Raw genomic sequence first — 16,392 nt, 5'->3', positions numbered from 1 at the left:
CCGGAGAAGCTAACCCGACCGCCGTTAGCGACCGCCCTCACCGGGGTACCGCTCGGTGATGGCGGTTGTGGAGAAGGTGATCGACGCGCCCCCGGAGCAGGTGTTCGAGGTGCTCGCGGACGGGTGGACGTACAGCGACTGGGTGGTGGGCACCGCGCACGTGCGGGACGTGGACGACACGTGGCCGCGCGTCGGCAGCCGGCTGCACCACCGGGCCGGGCCCTGGCCGTTCTCGCTGCAGGACAAGTCCACGGTGCTGGAGTGCCAGGCGCCGCAGCGGCTGGTGCTGCGCGCCGGGCTGTGGCCGGCCGGGGAGGCGATCGTGGCGTTCGTCCTGGAGCCGCTGGACGACGGCCGGACCCGGGTGACGCTCGGTGAGGACTTCGCCGCCGGGCCGTTGCGGTGGGTCCGGACCAAGCTCAACGACCTGGTGCTGCATCTTCGTAACCGGGAGACGCTGGCCCGGCTGTCCGACATCGCGACGCGGCAGAAGCCGGAGCGGTGATCGATCGCCGGCGGGGCGTCTGTGCGCCCGCCGCGCGAGGGACTGGCTACCCTCTCAGGTGAACCTGTCGGCTGACCGAGGATGTCCGTGATGATCGAACCCGTGCAGTTACCCTCCCCGTGGGGGGATGCGCGCCTGACCGTCGTCGTTCCGACCTACAACGAGGCGGGCAACCTCCCGGTGCTGGTCGAGCGCCTCCTCGCGCTCCCGCTGCCGGGGCTGAAGGTGCTGGTCGCGGACGACAACTCCCCGGACGGTACCGGCGAGGTCGCCGACAAGCTGGCCATCGAGCACCCGGACCGGGTGATGGTGGTGCACCGCCCGGGCAAGGAGGGCCTCGGCCGGGCGTACGTGGACGGCATCGGCCGGGCGCTCGACGACGGCGCGGACTTCGTCGCGCAGATGGACGCCGACCTGTCGCACCCGCCGGAGGCCCTGCCCGGCATGCTCGGCGCGCTGCTGTCCACGCAGGCGTCGGTGGTCATCGGCTCGCGGTACGTGCCCGGCGGTGAGCTGGACGAGAACTGGCCGCTGTACCGGCGCGCGCTCAGCGGCTGGGCGAACCTGTACGTGCACACGCTGCTGCGGGTCCGCATCCGCGACCTGACCGCCGGCTTCAAGATCTGGCGGGCCGACGCGCTGCGCGCGATCGGGCTGGACCGGGTGCAGTCCAACGGCTACAGCTTCCAGGTGGAGATGCACTACCTCGCCACCAAGCTGGGACACACGATCCTCGAGGTGCCGATCCGCTTCGAGGAGCGCCGCGACGGCGACTCGAAGATGACCACCGCCACGAAGATCGAGAGCGCGCTGATGCCGTTCAAGCTGCGCAGCCGGCACCGCAACCTGGACTCCTGACACCGCTTTCCGTGTCTCTCCACCGCGCCCTCACGCTGCGTCATTGTCACCGCGCGTGAGGGCGCGGTCGTGCGGCCACTTCCCTCGCCGGCCCCTTTGCTCTGCAGCCATCGGCGCAGCACCGCCCTGAGCAGGGGCGCTTTCCGGGGCACCGTTGCGCCGAGCGCCCGCCTCGGACACGGTGCGTGACCGATGCGCATGCGGCTGCAGAGCAAAGGCGGCGGTGCGGTCATTCCGCCGGGGCGATTCCGGACACTCAGCGTGACGCCCCGGAACGACCCTCGCAGGTGAAGTGCGGCGCGACGATGAGCAGTCGCGCAGTCGGCGGTCGGCCGATGCCGCTGAGCGCCGCCTTGCGGCGGCGGTTCCGGCGGCGAGGTTGCGCGGTGGGTCAGCGGTAGACGGTGCGGTGAGCGGCGGCGATCGTGCGGGCGTACACCGCGCCGGTGACGGCCCGGTCGCGCGCCAGCGCCGCACGCGCCGCGTTCGCCCCCGGCGCGCCGTGGACGCCGCCGCCCGGGTGGGCGGAGGCGCTGGCCAGGTAGAGCCGGTCCACCGGGGTGTCGGCCCGGCCCAGGCCGGGGATCGGCCGCAGGAACAACTGCTGGTACGCCGCGGCGGTGCCGCCGCCGAGCGCTCCCCCGACCAGGCTCGGCTCGGCGGCCTCCAGGTCGGCCGGGCCGGCCACGTGCCGCCCGACGATCGACGCCCGGAAACCGGGTGCCGCCGCCTCCAGCACCTCCTCCATCCGCTCCACGTGCCCCGCGACCTCCTCGGCCCGCCAGTCCCGGCGGAACGGCAGGTGGGTGTAGGACCAGAGCGACTCGGTGCCGGGGGGTGAGTGGCTCGGGTCGGCCACCGACATCTGCCCCACCAGCAGGAACGGATCCCGTGGCAGCTCGCCGCGGGCCAGCTGCGCCGCGTACGTGGTGAGGCCGTCCATGTCGGCGCCCAGGTGCACGGTGCCGGCGCCGGCCAGGTCGCGGTTCTTCCACGGCACCGGCGCGGACAGCGCCCAGTCGACCTTGAGCGTGGAGCCGTCCCACTTGAAGTGCGCCAGGTCCTCGACCATCCGCGGCGGCAGCGCCGCCGCGCCGACCAGGTCGAGGAAGAGCGCCGGGGCGGGTACGTCGGCGAGCACCGCCCGCCGGGCCCGCCAGTCGGTGCCGCCGGCGGTGCGCACGCCCATCGCCCGGCCCCGGGCGGTGAGCACCCGCTCGACCCGGGCGCCGTACGTGATCCGCCCGCCCCGCTCGACCAGCCGCGCGACGAGCGCGTCGGTGATCCGCTGGGCGCCGCCGACCGGCACCGGCCAGCCCACCTGCTGGCCGAGCATGGCGAGCAGCCAGCCGTACACCCCGGAGCCGGCCTCCTCCGGGGACAGGTCGGTGTGCAGGGCGCAGCCGGCCAGCAGGACCGGACCGCCCTCGCCGGCGAACAGTTCCGCGCCGAGCTTGCGTACCGGCAGCACGAGACGGCGGGCGAGCCGGAGCGCGCCGCCGATCCGGAGCTGCCGCAGCAGGCCCAGCCCGCCGCGCACCGGCGGGAACGGCGTGGTGATGGTCTGCAGCATCGGCTCCGCCACCTGGAGCCAGTCGGCGTACGCGTGCCGCCAGCGCTCCCCGTCGCCGGGCGCGAACGCCTCCAGCGAGGCGGCGGTGGTGTCCAGGTCGCGGTTGACCACTGCGGCCCGGCCGTCCGGCAGCAGGTGCGCCAGGACGTCCGGCGCGTGCGTCCAGGACAGGCCGTGCCGTTGCAGGCCCAGCCCGTCGAGCACCGGCGAGGCGTAGCCGAGCGGGTAGAAGGAGCTGTAGAGGTCGCTGAGGTAGCCGGGCGCTGTCACGTACGCGGAGCGGACCGCCCCGCCGGGCGCCTCGGTGGCCTCCAGGACCTCGACGTCCCAGCCGGCGTCCACCAGCAGGTTCGCGGCCACCAGCCCGTTGTGCCCGGCCCCGATGACGACGGCGTCTGCGGTGGAGGTCATCCGATCCGCCTACCCGGCCGGTCACCGGGCGAAACGCGTTTGCCCCGCCCAGGCCGGGGCAAGCAGGGCCGCATGTACACGGTTGCGCAGCTCATTGGTGGAGTGTGGGGCGCCGGCGGCGAAGGCGGCGAACTGGTCGTCCACGATCCGGCGGACGGGTCGCCGGTGACCCGGGCGCCCGTCGCCACGGCCGACGAGGTGGCCAAGGCGGTGGAGGCGGCCCGGGGCGTGGCGGCGGAATGGGCCGCGACCGCACCGGCGGAACGGGCCGCGGCGCTGCACCGGGCGGCGGACGCGGTCGAGGCGGCGGCCGATGAGCTGGCCGAGGCGACCACGGCGGAGATGGGCAAGCCGCTCGACGACGCGCGGGGCGGGGTGGCTGCGGGCATCGGCACGCTGCGACAGTACGCCGAGCTGGCCCCGGTACGGGGCGGCCGGACCCTGCACGGCGCGCACGACGCGCTGGACTTCATGGCCCCCGAGCCGCGCGGCGTGGTCGCCGCGATCACCCCGTGGAACGACCCGGTGGCGGTGTCATGCGGACTGCTCGGCGCGGCACTGGTCACCGGCAACGTGGTGGTTCACAAGCCGAGCGAACGGACCCCGGCGACCGGCTGGCTGCTGGCCCGCGCGCTGGACTCGGCGCTGCCGGCCGGGGTGCTGTCGCTGCTCATCGGCGGCGGCGAGGTGGGCGCCGCGCTGGCCGGTCAGGAGCTGGACGTGATCGCCCACGTCGGTTCCACTGCGACCGGCCGGGCGATCGCCGCCGCGGGCGCGCGGACGGGCGCGAAGGTGCTGCTGGAGAACGGCGGCAGCGACCCGCTCGTGCTGGACGCGGACGTCGACCCGATCTGGGCGGCCGAACAGGCGGCGCTCGGCTGCTTCGCCAACGCGGGTCAGATCTGCGTCGCGGTCGAGCGGATCTACGTGCACCGCGACGTCGCCGAGGGCTTCCTGGACGCGCTGGTGGCGCGCGCCGAGGCGCTCACCGTGGGCCCCGGCCGTGACCCGGGCACGCAGCTCGCGCCGCTGGTCGACCGGCGGCACCGGGACCACGTCCACGGTCAGGTCACCGCCGCGCTCGCCGACGGCGCCCGGGTACGCGCGGGCGGCGTACTGCCGGACGGGCCCGGCGCGTTCTACCCGGCCACCGTGGTCGAGGGCTGCCGTCACGACATGGCGCTGGTCCGCGAGGAGACGTTCGGGCCGGTCGCGCCAGTGGTGGTGGTCGACTCGTTCAGCGAAGGGTTGCGCTGCGCCGCCGACTCCCCGTACGGCCTGGCCGCCACCGTGCTGACCGGCTCGATGAGCCACGCCCAGCGCGCCTGGCGGGAGCTGCCGGTCGGGACCGTGAAGATCAATTCGGTGTTCGGCGGGGCGCCCGGCGGTGCGGCCCAGCCGCGCCGAGGCAGCGGCCAGGGCTTCGGGTACGGCCCGGAACTGCTGGACGAGTTCAGCACCGTGAAGGCGGTGCACCTGGAGGCGCCGGGCGGCGGCCACTGGTGAGACGGCACGACACGAGCCCGGGACCGAGGCGGTCCCGGGCTCGACGCGTACCCCAGGGGTCAGCGACCCCCGCGGGCCTTGCGGGTCGCGTTGTTGTTCGCCTTCTCGATGGCCTTGACCAGCTCCGGCTTGGTCATCCGGGACCGGCCGCGCACGTCCAGCTTCTTCGCCACCTCCATGAGGTGGTCCTTGGTGGCGTTGGCGTCCACCCCACCGGCCGTCGGCGCGCGCCGGGCCGGGCCGCCGCCCGCGGCCTGCTTGTCGCTGGGCCCCTTGCGGCCCTTGGGCTCCCAGTGGTCGCCCACCTTCTCGAACTCGTGCTTGACCGCGGCGAAGGCGGTGCGGTGCGCCCGCTCCCCCTCGCCGTACGTCTCGACCGCCGAGTCGTGCGTCTTCTCCCAGGTCCGCTGCGCCTTCGCCGGGGAGCGCCGCAGCGTGCTGGGCAGTACCTCGCGCCCGGGCATCTCGTCCTCCTGGAGTCGGGATCGGCTGTCTGGTGTGGTTCCCTCCCGCCCGGCGGGCAAACCGGCACCCGGTTTGTCGATTTCCCCCCGGGGGTACCGCCCGCCCACGCCCGACGGCGGGGCCTGGAGGAGGCGGACATGACCGTGACGACACCGCAGACGGCCGGCACCCGGACGCGGTCCCGTTTCCCCCGCCGGATCCGTCAGCTCAACTGGCGCACCTGGCGCGGTGTGCTGGTGCGCAGCGGCAAGGGTTTCGTCACCGACAACTGTGCGGACTGGGCCGCGGCGCTCACCTACTACGGCGTGCTGGCGCTGTTCCCGTCCACGATCGTGGTGGTGGCGCTGGTCGGCCTGGTCTCCGACGGCCCGCGCACCGTCGACACGGTGATCGACCTGGCCCGGGAGATCGGCGCGGGCTCGGTGGTCGGCAACGACGCGTTCGTGGGTGTGGTGCGCAACGTGGTCGAGCAGCAGGGCTCGGCGAAGGTGCTGCTCAGCTTCGGTCTGCTCGGTGCGCTCTGGTCCGCGTCCGGGTTCATCGGCGCGTTCACCCGCGCCTCCAACGCGATCTACGGGGTGCGGGAGGGCCGGCCGTTCTACCGGCTGCGCCCGTTGCAGATCGGCATGGCCGCGGTGACGATCGTGCTGCTCGCCGTGGTGGCCACCGGGCTGATCGTCAGCGGCCCGGTCACCGACGCGGTCGGCGACCTGCTGCACGCCGGGGCGGTGGCCCGTACGACGTGGTCGGTGGCGAAGTGGCCGCTGCTCGCGGTGGTCGCCATGACGCTGCTGTCGCTGCTGTTCTGGATCGCGCCGAACGTGCGGCAGCCGCGGTTCCGCTGGCTCACCCCGGGCGGCGCGCTGGCGCTGGTGGCCTGGGTGCTCGCCTCCTTCGGCTTCGGCCTGTACGTGGCGAACTTCGGCTCCTACGACGTCACGTACGGCAGTCTCGGCGCGGTCATCGCGTTCCTGGTGTGGCTCTACCTGTCCAACTGCGCGCTGATGCTCGGCGTACAGGTGAACGCCGAGCTGCAACGCGGGCGGGCGATGCAGGCCGGGGTCGAGGAGCCGGACGACCCGGTGCTGCCGCCGCGCGCGCCGGCGGACGACGAGAAGGCCGAGAAGGCCGACGGCGAGAAGGCGACTGCGGAGAAGACGGCCGACCGGTTGCCGCCCGGATGACCGGCTTCCCCGGCCGGCGCCGGTTTACCGGCGGCCCCCCGGGGCATCTCCCAAGGCATGGAACGTGGCAGCAGCAAGCACTCGCCCAGGGTCGACGACCAGATGAGCAGCGAGGTCAGCGGTCTCGTCCAAGGCACCGGCACCGGCGGTTCGCGGGCCGAAGAGTTCCGGGTCCCGGAGCCGGCCGGCGAGGACCAGCCGGAGGCCACCACGGCGCCGGCCGGGGAGCTGCGCAGCGGCGCGCCGCAGGGCATGAGCTCCGAGGACGTCGAGGCGCGCAGCCGTCTGGGGCGGTTCATCACGATGACCGCCCTGCCCGGCGACCGGGAGGCGCTGCTTGCCAACGCGCGGGAGAACGAGGCGCCGACGGACATCGTCGCCGCCCTGGAGACCCTGCCCGACGGCGCCCGCTACCAGACGATCTCCGAGGTGTGGGCCGCACTCGGGCACAGGAACGAGACGACGCGCTGGTGAGCGGGCCGGCCCACGGCCCGTACGAGACATCCCACCGGCGGAACAGGAGGAACCCCGACATGAGTGGCGTTACCGAGCACGTGGACGTGGACGTCCCGATCCGGACCGCGTACGACCAGTGGACCCAGTTCGAGGAGTTCCCGCACTTCATGGACGGCGTGCAGGAGGTCCGGCAGCTCTCCGACACGATGACCCACTGGACCGTCGAGATCGCGGGCGTGAAGCGCGAGTTCGACGCCGAGATCACCGAGCAGCTGCCGGACGAGCGGGTGGCGTGGCGCTCCACCGGGGGCACCCAGCAGGCGGGCGTGGTGACCTTCCACCGCCTCGACGAGGGGCACACCCGGGTCACGCTGCAGATGGAGTTCGAGCCGCACGGCGTGGTCGAGCAGGCCGGCGACAAGCTGGGCGTGGTCGACCGGCGCGCCAAGGGCGACCTGGAGCGGTTCAAGCAGTTCATCGAGCGACGCGGTCAGGAGACCGGTGCCTGGCGCGGTGCTGTCGACCGCCCCACCCCCTGAGCCACCTCCCCCGTACCCGAGTCTCCGATGGCCGCCGGCGGTGCCGGCGGCCATCGTCGTGTCCGGCCGTTTGCGATCACCCGGTCCGGGTACCGCAGGGGAATGACCGACAACGACCGCCAGTGGCGCGACGAGGACCGTACTCCCCTGCACGAGCTGGACCAGGCCATCGCCCGGTCGGCCACGGACGGCCAGGGCGACGACGTCACCGCCAACGACGCGGGCGAGGAGGCCGCGTTCGGCCACGGCCCGGAGGCGGTGGACCGGGGCGCCGGCGCGGAGGCCGAGCGGCGTGAGATGACCGATGCGGACCGGGCGTACCGGCCGTCGACGATCGGGCGGACCGGCCCGGACAGCATGTGATCCACCGGCGGTCGCGGGTGCCCGTTGCGGTGCCCGCGGCCGCCGGATTCATGCTCGACCGAAACGACAAAAAGTGCGGTACGGACGGCCGGGAAAACGGACAGCCCATCTAGAATCGGCCGAACGGCTGACGGCACTCCCCCCGATGCGCGCAAGACTTTCGGGATGCAACAGGGCTCCGGTTTCCTCTCCAACCGTCAGCGCAAGCTCGCCTGGCTGGGCTTCCTGCTCGCCGCGATCCAGGCTCCGGTCTCCGCCCGGTTCACCGAGGACAGCTCCTGGCTGTTCAGCCTGGTGGTGGCGCTGATGGTCGCGACCGTGATCATCGCCGACGACGGCGCCCGTCGTCGCCCGGCCGAAGCACGCTCCTCCGACTGACTCAGCGTGTGCCGGGGCGCGCCTCGTGTCCCGGCACCCCCGGGCTGCGGCGTCGCTCCTTCATCTCCGCCTCGTAGAGGTGCCGCCGGCCCCCGACCAGCTCGTCGCGGGCCTGCCGGTCCAGCTCCCGGAAGAGCGCGTAGTAGCCGTCGTCGAAGTCCTCGACGATCTGGAACGTCCACCGCCCGGCGATGACGTTGCGGCCGAGCAGTTCCCTGTCGATCCGCTCGGCGAGCGCCGGGTGACCGGCGGAGCGGAACATCTGAACCGCGTCGTCGAGCATCAGGTCGGCGTGGCCGATGAGCTGGTGCAGCTCGTACAGGTGGCCGCGGGCCCGCTCGACGCACTCCAGGGCCTCGCTGAGCTTGCCCAGCGCCTCGACCGTGGCGTCACTCACTCCGTCCGGGCGCCGGTGTGCCCGGTCCGGTCCGTCGGGCCGCTGTCCCATCGTGTCCCTCCGTGACCCCGATCGTGTGGTCTGCGTACCGGACTTCTGCCCCCGCACGGGCGACTCAATCCCGGCGGACGAGGCGACGGCTCCCCCGGACGACCCGGGCATCCGCCGCTCGGCCGAGGCCGGCCCCCGGCGGGCGGCGATAGCCTCGGACACCATGCGCGTGCCGAACAACCGGGTCGCGACCCGCTCCGCGGCGGTGGCCGCGCGGTCGACCCTCACCACGCTGACCGCCGCCGTCGGCACCGCCGGCCTCGCCGCGGCCCACGCCAACCCCGGGCTGCTCGCCGAGGTCGACCAGCACGCCGCCGGGGTACGCGACAGCCTCGACGGCGACCGCCGCCCGCTGACGGTGGCGGCGCTCGCCGGGTACGCCGAGGGTCTGCGCGAGGCGGCGGCCGAGCACGGCTGGACGCCGCCGGCCGAGCCGGACTGGTCCGAGCCGGACTGGACGCTCACCCGCCTGCTCGCGGTGTGCCTGCTGGCCCGCGGGCTGGACCCGCGCCACCTGGCCTGACCCGGACACGGCTACGGGGCGCCCGCGATCGCCCCGCGGACACCCCGTCACCTGTTGCCGTCAGCCGCCCGGCCGACGGAACTGCTGCGTCTCGTCGCCCGCCTCGCCGGAGCGGTACGTGCCCGCGCCCGACATGGACGACTGCGGCGCCGCCGGCGTCGGTTGCCCGCCCCGGTCGGCCATCCGCCGCTCGTAGTCGCCACGGCCGGCCTGCTGCGCCTGCCGCTGCTGCCGGATCGCCCGGGACTCCTCGGCGGCCCGGTGCAGCCACCCGTCCCAGCGGTCCTGCATCGGCTTGACCAGACCACCACCGACACCGACGATCAGGATGCCGGCCACGGTGGCGAGGAACGCCACGAGCACCGGTGTGGTCACCGTGGTCGCGATGCCCACCTGGTTCAGCGCGGCGATGATGCCGAGCGCCAGGATGAAGATCGCTGTCACGTCGGCCAGCACCCGGCCGTACGAGAGCCCGCCGAGCGCACCCGAGACGAGGTCCCGGACGGCGTTGGCGATGGCGGCGGCGATCACCACGATCACGATCGCCACGAAGGCCCGCGGCAGCCAGGACACCACCCCGCGGATCAGGTCGCTGATCGCGTTCGGTCCCCACACCCCGAAGGCGAACTGCAGGGTGAACAACAGGACCGCGTAGTAGGCCAGTTTGGCCAGGATGTCGCTGGCGTCGTACTTGGTGCGTTCCAGGGCCCGTTTGACGCCGCCTCGTTCGACGGCGCGGTCGAACCCCACTCGTTCCAGTGCCGCGTCCACGATTTTGAGGACGGCTCGGGCGATGAGCCAACCCACGACGAGGATCGCGATGAACGCGATCGCCCGCGGTACGAAGAGCAGCACCGACCTCCAGAAGTCGGTCCAGGCCGCACTGATGTCGACCTGTCCGACCGCGAGGGTTTTCGGCATGATGTCCCTCCTGTCGCGTGAACTGCGCCGCCCGCATACCCGGTGACCTGGGCAGCACGCCGGGCCGGACCGGCCCAATTTCCCGACATGGGTGATCGAACTGGCCCTGACCTGCCCGAATGTCCCCGCCGCCGGGAGCCGGGACCCGCCGCGGACGCATGATCGGAACCACCCGGCCACGCTCCGGTTAGGCTGCGGTCATGCCAGGCACCGTCGGTCGGGTTCCCACACCGTCCGCCCCCGCACCGGGAGCGCCCACCGATCCCGTCGTCGCCGGGCAGGCGGCCGGGACCGCCCACCCGTGGGCCGGTACGCCGCTGGGCGCCCCGCACACGTGGGACCCCGCGGTACGCGCCGTGGCGGACGTGGTGCTCGCCTCCCCGGTGCCGATGGCGCTGCTCCTCGGCGACGACCTGGTGGTCTTCTACAACGACGGGTACGCCGAGCTGATCGGCGACCGGCACCCGGAGGCGCTGGGCCGGCCGGCGGCCGAGGCGTTCGCCGAGGTGTGGCGCGACCCGGGCGCCGGCGAGGCGCTGGAACGGGTCTACCGGCACGGCGAGCCGTTCCTGCAGCGGGAGGCGGTGCTGCCGGCCGACCGGCACGGCCCGGCCGAGCCGGCCGTGTTCACCAGGGGCCACTGCCCGGTCCGTGACTCGGCCGGCCGCATTGCCGGCGTACTCACCGTCTCGGCGCAGACCACCCAGCTGACCCAGCAGTTGCAGAGCCTGAGCGACTTCGCGGCGGCGCTGGCCGGCACGCTCACGCTCGACGACGTGGCGCGGGTGGCGCTGCGCTACTGCCTGCACTCCTTCGACGCCGACCGGGTGTCCTTCGCGGTGGACGAGGGCAGCGCGTGGCGGCTGGTCCGCCGCATCCGCGGTGAGCTGCTCGACGAGGCCGACGAGCGGCTGCCCCCGCTGTGGCGCCGGATGTCCGCCGAGTCGGCCCTGCCGGCGGTGGTGAGCGCGCGCAGTGGCGTCGCCTCGTTCACCGCCGACGGGCAGCCGCTGCGCGGCGTCGCGGCGGACCGGCACGACGAGAAGATCCGCGCGCTCGCGGCGCTGCCGCTGCGCACGACTGTGGTCCGTGGCTCGCTCACCATCGGCTACCGGGAGCCGCGGCCCTGGTCCCCCGCGGAACGGGCGCTGCTGGCCGCGTCCGCGGAGCTGGTCGGTCAGGCCGCCGAGCGGGCCCGCCGCTTCGAGACCCAGCACGGCACCGCTCAGATGCTGCAGCGCAGCATGCTGCCGGAACGGCTGCCGGAGCTGCCCCGGCTGCGCATCGCCGCGCGCTACGACCCGGGCGTCGACGGCAACGCGGCCGGCGGCGACTTCTACGACGCGTTCCTGCTGCCCACCGGCGCGCTCGGCGTGGTGCTGGGCGACGTGGCCGGGCACGACGTGCAGGCCGCCGCCCGGATGGGCCAGGTACGCGCCGCGCTGCGCGCGCTCGCCCTGGTCGACCCCCGTCCGGACGCGGTGCTCGACGGGCTGGACCGGCTGGTCAGCAGCCTCGGCGTCGAGGGCGGCACCCAGGAGCTGTTCGTGACTGTGGTCTTCGGCGTGGTCGAGGCGGACCGCGAGCTGATCACGCTCGCCAGCGCCGGTCATCCCGCGCCGCTGATCCGGCGCGCCGGACCCGACGCGGCGGCCGCCGAGTTCGTCGACGTGCCGCCCGCCCCTCCGCTGGGCCTGGGCGGGCGGGCGCGTACCGCCACCGTGCCGTTCCGGCCCGGCGACACCCTGCTGCTCTACAGCGACGGCGTGGTGGAGCGACGCTGGCAGGACCTGACCGCCGGGATGGCCGGGCTGGGCGCGGCGGTGACCGGGGCGGCCGGCGGCGACCCGCGCGCGCTGTGCGCGGTGGCGACCGCGTCGGTGCCGGGCGCCACCGAGGACGACGTGGCGGTACTCGCGGTGGAGTACGCGGTGCGCCCCAGCCGGTCGGCGAGCATGGAGGTGCCGGCCGAGCCGACCGCGCCGAGCCGGGTCCGGCACTGGATGACCGCGCAGCTCGGCGAGTGGAACGTGCCCGAGGCGGTGATCGGCGCGGCGGTGCTGTGCACGAGCGAGCTGACCACGAACGCGCTGCTGCACGCCGGCACCGCCGCCCGGGTCGAGGTCGACCTGTCCGCGGAGCGGCTGCTGGTGTCGGTGGCCGACTCGGGCACCCGGGGTCAGGTCACCCGGGCGCAGACCGACACGCTCAGCAGCCGGGGCCGCGGGCTGGGCCTGATCGAGGAGCTGAGCGACGCCTGGGGCACCGATCCGACCGTACGCGGCTCGACGGTGTGGTTCGAGATCCTCCTTCCGGCGGAAGAGCCGCGCGTCGGCGACGCTCCGGACGGGTAGGAGCCGGGCATGGCCGACGACAAGCGACGCGGTGTCCTCTTCGATGTGGACGGCACCCTGGTCGACACGACGTACCTGCACACGGTGAGCTGGTGGGAGGCGCTGCGGCAGGCCGACCACCGGGTGCCGATGGCGCGGATCCACAGGTCCATCGGCATGGGCTCGGACAAGCTGCTCGACCACCTGCTGGGCGCGGAGCGGGACCGGGACGCCGACGGCCGGCTGCGCGACGCGCACGACGCGCTCTACGGCGAGTACTGGGAGCGGCTCGCGCCACTGCCCGGGGCGCGGGAGCTGCTGCGGGCCTGCGCGGAGCGCGGGCTGCGGGTGGTGCTGGCGACCTCGGCGGCCGAGCACGAGGTCACCGCGCTGCGGGCGGCGCTGGACGCCGACGACGTGATCGACTCGGTCACCTCGTCGGCCGACGCGCAGGAGAGCAAGCCGGCGCCGGACATCCTGGTCGCCGCGCTGGAGCAGTCGGGGCTGGCCGCCGAGCGGGTGGTGTTCGTCGGCGACTCGGTGTGGGACGTCGCCGCCGCCGGCAAGCTGGACATCCCCTGCATCGGCCTGACCTGCGGCGGGACCGGCCGGGCGGAACTGGCCGGCGCGGGCGCGGTGGCGGTCTACGACGACCCGGCGGCGCTGCTGGACGCCCTGCCGGACAGCGCCATCGGCACGCTCGGCTGACCGGACGGTCAACCGGCGGGCCCGCGCACGCTTAACCGGGCCCGCTTCGGGGCACTTCCGGACTCCACCGCCCGGGCGCCGGGCGCCGGAAGGGTGGTGTCGTGGAACCGGTCGATGTCGCGTTCGCTCTGCTGGGCGTCGGTGCGCTGCTGGCCGGGGTGCTGCCCCGGGTCCTGGAGCGACGGCCGCTGTCGATGCCGATCGCGTTCCTCGGGCTCGGCATGCTGGTGTTCCTGCTGCCCACCGGTCTGCCCACACCGGACCCGCTGCGCTGGCCGGAACTGACCACCCACCTCACCGAGGTCGGCGTGATCGTCGCGCTGATGGGCGCCGGCCTGAAGATCGACCGTCCGCTGAGCTGGGCCCGCTGGTCGTCGACGTGGCGGCTGCTGGCGATCGCCATGCCGCTGTGCATCGCCGCGGTGGCACTGCTCGGCTGGTGGTGGGCCGGCCTGGTGCCGGCCGCGGCGTTGCTGCTCGGCGCGGCGCTCGCCCCCACCGACCCGGTGCTCGCCTCCGACGTGCAGGTGGGCGAACCGACCGATGTGGAGGACTCCGAGGACGAGGTGCGCTTCGCGCTCACCTCCGAGGCGGGCCTGAACGACGGCCTCGCCTTCCCGTTCGTGTACGCGGCGATCGCGATCGCCACCACCGGGCTCGCGCCGTCCGGCTGGCTCGCCGAGTGGTTCGCGATCGACGTGCTCTACAAGCTCGCCGCCGGGGTGGGCGGCGGGCTGCTCGTCGGCTGGCTGCTCGGCAAGCTGTTCTTCCGCGCCCCGAGCAAGCTGCGGCTGGCCAGGCACTCCGAGGGCTTCCTCGCGCTGGCCGCGACGTTCCTCGCGTACGGGCTGGTCGAGGTGGCCGGCGGGTACGGCTTCCTGGCCGTGTTCGTGGCCGCCCGCGCGATCCGGGCCGCCGAGCGTACGCACGAGTTCCACTCCGTGCTGCACGACTTCGCCGAGCAGGTGGAGCGGCTGCTCACGGTGCTGTTGCTGCTGTTGTTCGGCGGCGCGGTGATCGGCGGGCTGCTCGCGCCGCTGACCTGGCCGGCGGCGCTGGCCGGGCTGGCCCTGGTGCTGGTGATCCGGCCGCTGGCCGGGTGGCTGTCGCTGCGCGGTGCGCCCGGCAAACCGGCCGAACACTGGGTCATCTCGCTGTTCGGCATCCGCGGCGTCGGCTCGTTCTACTACCTGGCGTACGCCACCAGCAAGACCGACTTTCCGCAGGCGGATCTGGTCTGGGCCACCGTCGGTCTCGTGGTGGTGGTGTCGGTGGTGGCGCACGGGATCGCCGCGACACCGGTCATGCAGTTGCTGGACCGGGAGGGCGAACGCACCGGCGAGGACACGCGGGCCGGGTCGGCGGCGCAACCGGTGGGCGCCACCGGCTGAGCGCGCCCCGGGTCGGCGGACCCCGCGGTCGGCCCGGATCAGCCCAGCCGGGCGGCGAGCGCGCGGCCCAGGTCCCGGCCGGAGCGCCAGGCGGTCTGCACGCGCGGGCGCCCGAACGCGTCGCCGGCCAGGCCGATCCCGTCGTCGTCCAGGTGGAACGCCGCCTCCCCGGCGTGCGCGGCCGGGGTCGCGTACGTCCAGCGGTGCACGTGGGCCGACACCGCCGGCTCGGGCAGTCCGAGCAGGTCGCGGACCGCCTGCTCGATCGCCGGACGGGCGGCGGTGGGCTGGAGCAGGTGCCCGGCGGCGAACCCGGCGGTGGTGTGCGCGACCAGCACGGGCGCGCCGTCGCCGCGCCGGTCGCCGTCGTCGCAGACCAGGCTGAGCACGGGGTGGTCGTTGACGAACGCGCCCCGGAAGTCCGGCCAGCGGCGGGCCGGGAAGTGCAGCACCGCGCTCAGCGCCGGCGACCAGCGCTGCGCGGCCACGGCCCGGGTGGCAGCGGCCAGTGCCGGGTCCAGCAGCAGCGCGGCCTGCGGGCCGGGCATGGCGAGCACGACCGCCTCGGCCTCGGTCCCGTCCACCCGAGGGCCGGGCTCGACCACCATCACGAGCCGGTCGTGCGTCACCGGCAGGTCTCCCGCCAGGTGCTCGACGAGCGAGCGCAGTCCGCGCGGGGCGGCCCAGCGCATCGGGCCGGCGACCTGCTCGCGCCCGCCCGGCCCGTACGCGACGAGCGTGTCGGTCCACTCCCGCGCCAGCCCGGCGGCCCGCCACCGGTCCACCACGGCGGCGAAGTCCGGGTCGTCGACTGTGAAGTACGCGGCGCCCAGGTCGGCCGGGCGGCCGTCGAAGCGTTTGCTGGCCATCCGCCCGCCGGTGACCCGGGCGCGTTCGCGTATCCGTACCGGGACACCCGCCCGCGCCAGCTCGGTCGCGCACGCCACCCCGGCGATGCCCGCACCGACCACCACCACGCCCGCCCGGTCCGCCGTCATCACGTGATCGTAGGCGGCGGCCGGCATGAACCCGCCGGGCCGGGGGTAGTGGAACACCTGTTCGAGGAGAGGTGATCAGCATGGCCGACCGCAACAACACCAGCGCCAGGAACGTGAACCCGGACGCCGCCGTCAAGGACCCGGACGACTGGGTCACCGGTGACGAGCCGCCCACCGCCGCCCAGGAGTCGTACCTGCACACCCTGGCCCAGGAGGCGGGCGAGCCGGTGCCGGAGGGCCTGACCAAGGCCGAGGCGTCCCGGCGGATCGACGAGCTGCAGGCGGAGACCGGCCGGGGCCGCTGAGGTCAGCGCGGGGGCAGGCGGTGCAGCTCGACCCGGTCGAGCCGCCCCGCCGCCACCCGCGCGGTCAGGTAGGTGGCGTACGGCTGCGCCCGCCGGTCGGTGGGTGAGCCGGGGTTGAGCAGGCGCAGGCCGCCCGGGGCGACGCTGTCCCAGGGGATGTGCGAGTGCCCGAAGACGAGCAGGTCGCAGTCGCCGTACGCGGCGGCGCAGCGTTCCTCGCGGCGGGTCTTCGGGCCGGTCTCGTGCACCACGGCGACGCGCAGGCCGTCCAGGTCGACCCGGGCCACCTCGGGCAGCCGGGCGCGCAGCTCCGGCCCGTCGTTGTTGCCGTACACGGCGACCAGCCGGCGCGACCGCGCCTGCAGCGCGTCCAGCAGCGCCACGTCCACCCAGTCCCCGGCGTGCACCACCACGTCCGCGGCCTCCACCGCCGCCCACAGCGGCGCCGGAAGATCCCGAGCCCGCTTGGGCACATGCGTGTCCGCCATGATCACGAGTTCCACCCCGCCATCCTCCCCCACCCCCGC

At 74.4% G+C, this 16,392-nt stretch carries 19 protein-coding genes; 13 read left to right on the top strand and 6 right to left on the bottom strand.

Features of this window, described 5'->3' with window-relative positions:
• The first annotated feature begins 58 nt into the window (after positions 1-58).
• Together ACQP26_RS11275 and ACQP26_RS11270 are read left to right on the top strand one after the other, a co-directional pair.
• Positions 59-505: an SRPBCC family protein gene (locus ACQP26_RS11275; protein WP_433495667.1), complete on the top strand. Its 447-nt coding sequence runs from the start codon at positions 59-61 to the stop codon at positions 503-505.
• A gap of 90 nt (positions 506-595) precedes the next feature.
• Positions 596-1,363, top strand: a complete 768-nt coding sequence (locus tag ACQP26_RS11270; RefSeq protein WP_194801004.1) for a polyprenol monophosphomannose synthase — start codon at positions 596-598, stop codon at positions 1,361-1,363.
• Positions 1,364-1,754: 391 nt separating this feature from the next.
• Here ACQP26_RS11270 and ACQP26_RS11265 read toward each other — a convergent pair whose 3' ends face one another.
• Entirely contained in the window at positions 1,755-3,347 is a 1,593-nt protein-coding gene (locus ACQP26_RS11265; RefSeq protein WP_269700588.1) for a phytoene desaturase family protein, read from the bottom strand.
• A 72-nt stretch (positions 3,348-3,419) separates the two neighbouring features.
• On the opposite strand from ACQP26_RS11265, the gene ACQP26_RS11260 reads away from it, so the two are divergent.
• Positions 3,420-4,853: an aldehyde dehydrogenase family protein gene (locus ACQP26_RS11260; RefSeq protein WP_433495666.1), complete on the top strand. Its 1,434-nt coding sequence runs from the start codon at positions 3,420-3,422 to the stop codon at positions 4,851-4,853.
• 59 nt (positions 4,854-4,912) lie between these two features.
• Here the strand turns inward: ACQP26_RS11260 and ACQP26_RS11255 are convergent, their stop codons facing one another.
• Positions 4,913-5,317 carry a ChaB family protein gene (locus ACQP26_RS11255; RefSeq protein ID WP_194801001.1) on the bottom strand — a complete coding sequence of 135 codons (405 nt, stop codon included), beginning with the start codon at positions 5,315-5,317 and terminating at the stop codon, positions 4,913-4,915.
• A gap of 138 nt (positions 5,318-5,455) precedes the next feature.
• Between ACQP26_RS11255 and ACQP26_RS11250 the strand changes: the two genes are divergently transcribed.
• The 5 genes from ACQP26_RS11250 to ACQP26_RS11230 all read left to right on the top strand — a co-directional run bounded on the left by ACQP26_RS11250 (position 5,456) and on the right by ACQP26_RS11230 (position 8,238).
• A complete protein-coding gene (locus tag ACQP26_RS11250; protein WP_433495665.1) occupies positions 5,456-6,502 on the top strand; it encodes a YihY/virulence factor BrkB family protein in 1,047 nt (348 codons plus the stop codon).
• A gap of 57 nt (positions 6,503-6,559) precedes the next feature.
• Positions 6,560-6,976, top strand: a complete 417-nt coding sequence (locus ACQP26_RS11245) for a DUF2795 domain-containing protein (protein ID WP_269700591.1) — start codon at positions 6,560-6,562, stop codon at positions 6,974-6,976.
• Positions 6,977-7,035: 59 nt separating this feature from the next.
• Positions 7,036-7,497 carry an SRPBCC family protein gene (locus ACQP26_RS11240; RefSeq protein ID WP_013285389.1) on the top strand — a complete coding sequence of 154 codons (462 nt, stop codon included), beginning with the start codon at positions 7,036-7,038 and terminating at the stop codon, positions 7,495-7,497.
• Positions 7,498-7,599: 102 nt separating this feature from the next.
• Positions 7,600-7,860 (top strand): hypothetical protein, encoded by a 261-nt coding sequence (locus tag ACQP26_RS11235; RefSeq protein ID WP_269700592.1) that lies wholly within the window; start codon positions 7,600-7,602, stop codon positions 7,858-7,860.
• Between the two features lie 165 nt (positions 7,861-8,025).
• On the top strand, positions 8,026-8,238 hold the full coding sequence (locus ACQP26_RS11230; protein ID WP_018784964.1) for a hypothetical protein: 213 nt from the start codon (positions 8,026-8,028) through the stop codon (positions 8,236-8,238).
• A gap of 1 nt (position 8,239) precedes the next feature.
• Here the strand turns inward: ACQP26_RS11230 and ACQP26_RS11225 are convergent, their stop codons facing one another.
• Positions 8,240-8,686, bottom strand: a complete 447-nt coding sequence (locus ACQP26_RS11225; protein WP_433495664.1) for a hypothetical protein — start codon at positions 8,684-8,686, stop codon at positions 8,240-8,242.
• Between the two features lie 163 nt (positions 8,687-8,849).
• Between ACQP26_RS11225 and ACQP26_RS11220 the strand changes: the two genes are divergently transcribed.
• Complete coding sequence (locus tag ACQP26_RS11220) at positions 8,850-9,209, top strand: DUF6401 family natural product biosynthesis protein (protein ID WP_269700596.1); 360 nt, start codon at positions 8,850-8,852, stop codon at positions 9,207-9,209.
• A 60-nt stretch (positions 9,210-9,269) separates the two neighbouring features.
• On the opposite strand, the gene ACQP26_RS11215 is transcribed toward ACQP26_RS11220, so the two are convergent.
• Positions 9,270-10,130, bottom strand: a complete 861-nt coding sequence (locus tag ACQP26_RS11215) for a mechanosensitive ion channel family protein (RefSeq protein WP_433495663.1) — start codon at positions 10,128-10,130, stop codon at positions 9,270-9,272.
• Between the two features lie 200 nt (positions 10,131-10,330).
• On the opposite strand from ACQP26_RS11215, the gene ACQP26_RS11210 reads away from it, so the two are divergent.
• From ACQP26_RS11210 to ACQP26_RS11200, 3 genes are all read left to right on the top strand, one after another.
• The gene (locus ACQP26_RS11210; RefSeq protein ID WP_433495662.1) at positions 10,331-12,484 is read left to right on the top strand and encodes a SpoIIE family protein phosphatase; all 2,154 of its coding nucleotides are present in this window, start codon (positions 10,331-10,333) and stop codon (positions 12,482-12,484) included.
• Between the two features lie 9 nt (positions 12,485-12,493).
• Entirely contained in the window at positions 12,494-13,171 is a 678-nt protein-coding gene (locus ACQP26_RS11205; RefSeq protein WP_269700603.1) for an HAD family hydrolase, read from the top strand.
• A gap of 101 nt (positions 13,172-13,272) precedes the next feature.
• Positions 13,273-14,562 carry a cation:proton antiporter gene (locus ACQP26_RS11200; protein ID WP_433495661.1) on the top strand — a complete coding sequence of 430 codons (1,290 nt, stop codon included), beginning with the start codon at positions 13,273-13,275 and terminating at the stop codon, positions 14,560-14,562.
• Positions 14,563-14,600: 38 nt separating this feature from the next.
• On the opposite strand, the gene ACQP26_RS11195 is transcribed toward ACQP26_RS11200, so the two are convergent.
• A complete protein-coding gene (locus tag ACQP26_RS11195; RefSeq protein WP_281580016.1) occupies positions 14,601-15,539 on the bottom strand; it encodes an NAD(P)/FAD-dependent oxidoreductase in 939 nt (312 codons plus the stop codon).
• Positions 15,540-15,640: 101 nt separating this feature from the next.
• Between ACQP26_RS11195 and ACQP26_RS11190 the strand changes: the two genes are divergently transcribed.
• The gene (locus tag ACQP26_RS11190) at positions 15,641-15,865 is read left to right on the top strand and encodes a DUF3072 domain-containing protein (RefSeq protein WP_281578371.1); all 225 of its coding nucleotides are present in this window, start codon (positions 15,641-15,643) and stop codon (positions 15,863-15,865) included.
• A gap of 2 nt (positions 15,866-15,867) precedes the next feature.
• Here the strand turns inward: ACQP26_RS11190 and ACQP26_RS11185 are convergent, their stop codons facing one another.
• Positions 15,868-16,368 (bottom strand): metallophosphoesterase family protein, encoded by a 501-nt coding sequence (locus tag ACQP26_RS11185; RefSeq protein WP_281578372.1) that lies wholly within the window; start codon positions 16,366-16,368, stop codon positions 15,868-15,870.
• Positions 16,369-16,392 lie beyond the last annotated feature (24 nt).

This window comes from Micromonospora sp. CA-248089 (assembly GCF_050948515.1).
In the GTDB taxonomy this organism is placed as follows: domain Bacteria; phylum Actinomycetota; class Actinomycetes; order Mycobacteriales; family Micromonosporaceae; genus Micromonospora.
This window is presented reverse-complemented; position numbering and strand designations above follow the sequence as displayed.

What these genes read in the sequence shown, in the direction of transcription:
- ACQP26_RS11275 (WP_433495667.1), top strand. Translation starts at nt 59, where the DNA reads ATGGCGGTTGTGGAGAAGGTGATCGACGCGCCCCCGGAGCAGGTGTTC.
- ACQP26_RS11270 (WP_194801004.1), top strand. Translation starts at nt 596, where the DNA reads ATGATCGAACCCGTGCAGTTACCCTCCCCGTGGGGGGATGCGCGCCTG.
- ACQP26_RS11265 (WP_269700588.1), bottom strand. Translation starts at nt 3,347, where the DNA reads ATGACCTCCACCGCAGACGCCGTCGTCATCGGGGCCGGGCACAACGGG.
- ACQP26_RS11260 (WP_433495666.1), top strand. Translation starts at nt 3,420, where the DNA reads ATGTACACGGTTGCGCAGCTCATTGGTGGAGTGTGGGGCGCCGGCGGC.
- ACQP26_RS11255 (WP_194801001.1), bottom strand. Translation starts at nt 5,317, where the DNA reads ATGCCCGGGCGCGAGGTACTGCCCAGCACGCTGCGGCGCTCCCCGGCG.
- ACQP26_RS11250 (WP_433495665.1), top strand. Translation starts at nt 5,456, where the DNA reads ATGACCGTGACGACACCGCAGACGGCCGGCACCCGGACGCGGTCCCGT.
- ACQP26_RS11245 (WP_269700591.1), top strand. Translation starts at nt 6,560, where the DNA reads ATGGAACGTGGCAGCAGCAAGCACTCGCCCAGGGTCGACGACCAGATG.
- ACQP26_RS11240 (WP_013285389.1), top strand. Translation starts at nt 7,036, where the DNA reads ATGAGTGGCGTTACCGAGCACGTGGACGTGGACGTCCCGATCCGGACC.
- ACQP26_RS11235 (WP_269700592.1), top strand. Translation starts at nt 7,600, where the DNA reads ATGACCGACAACGACCGCCAGTGGCGCGACGAGGACCGTACTCCCCTG.
- ACQP26_RS11230 (WP_018784964.1), top strand. Translation starts at nt 8,026, where the DNA reads ATGCAACAGGGCTCCGGTTTCCTCTCCAACCGTCAGCGCAAGCTCGCC.
- ACQP26_RS11225 (WP_433495664.1), bottom strand. Translation starts at nt 8,686, where the DNA reads ATGGGACAGCGGCCCGACGGACCGGACCGGGCACACCGGCGCCCGGAC.
- ACQP26_RS11220 (WP_269700596.1), top strand. Translation starts at nt 8,850, where the DNA reads ATGCGCGTGCCGAACAACCGGGTCGCGACCCGCTCCGCGGCGGTGGCC.
- ACQP26_RS11215 (WP_433495663.1), bottom strand. Translation starts at nt 10,130, where the DNA reads ATGCCGAAAACCCTCGCGGTCGGACAGGTCGACATCAGTGCGGCCTGG.
- ACQP26_RS11210 (WP_433495662.1), top strand. Translation starts at nt 10,331, where the DNA reads ATGCCAGGCACCGTCGGTCGGGTTCCCACACCGTCCGCCCCCGCACCG.
- ACQP26_RS11205 (WP_269700603.1), top strand. Translation starts at nt 12,494, where the DNA reads ATGGCCGACGACAAGCGACGCGGTGTCCTCTTCGATGTGGACGGCACC.
- ACQP26_RS11190 (WP_281578371.1), top strand. Translation starts at nt 15,641, where the DNA reads ATGGCCGACCGCAACAACACCAGCGCCAGGAACGTGAACCCGGACGCC.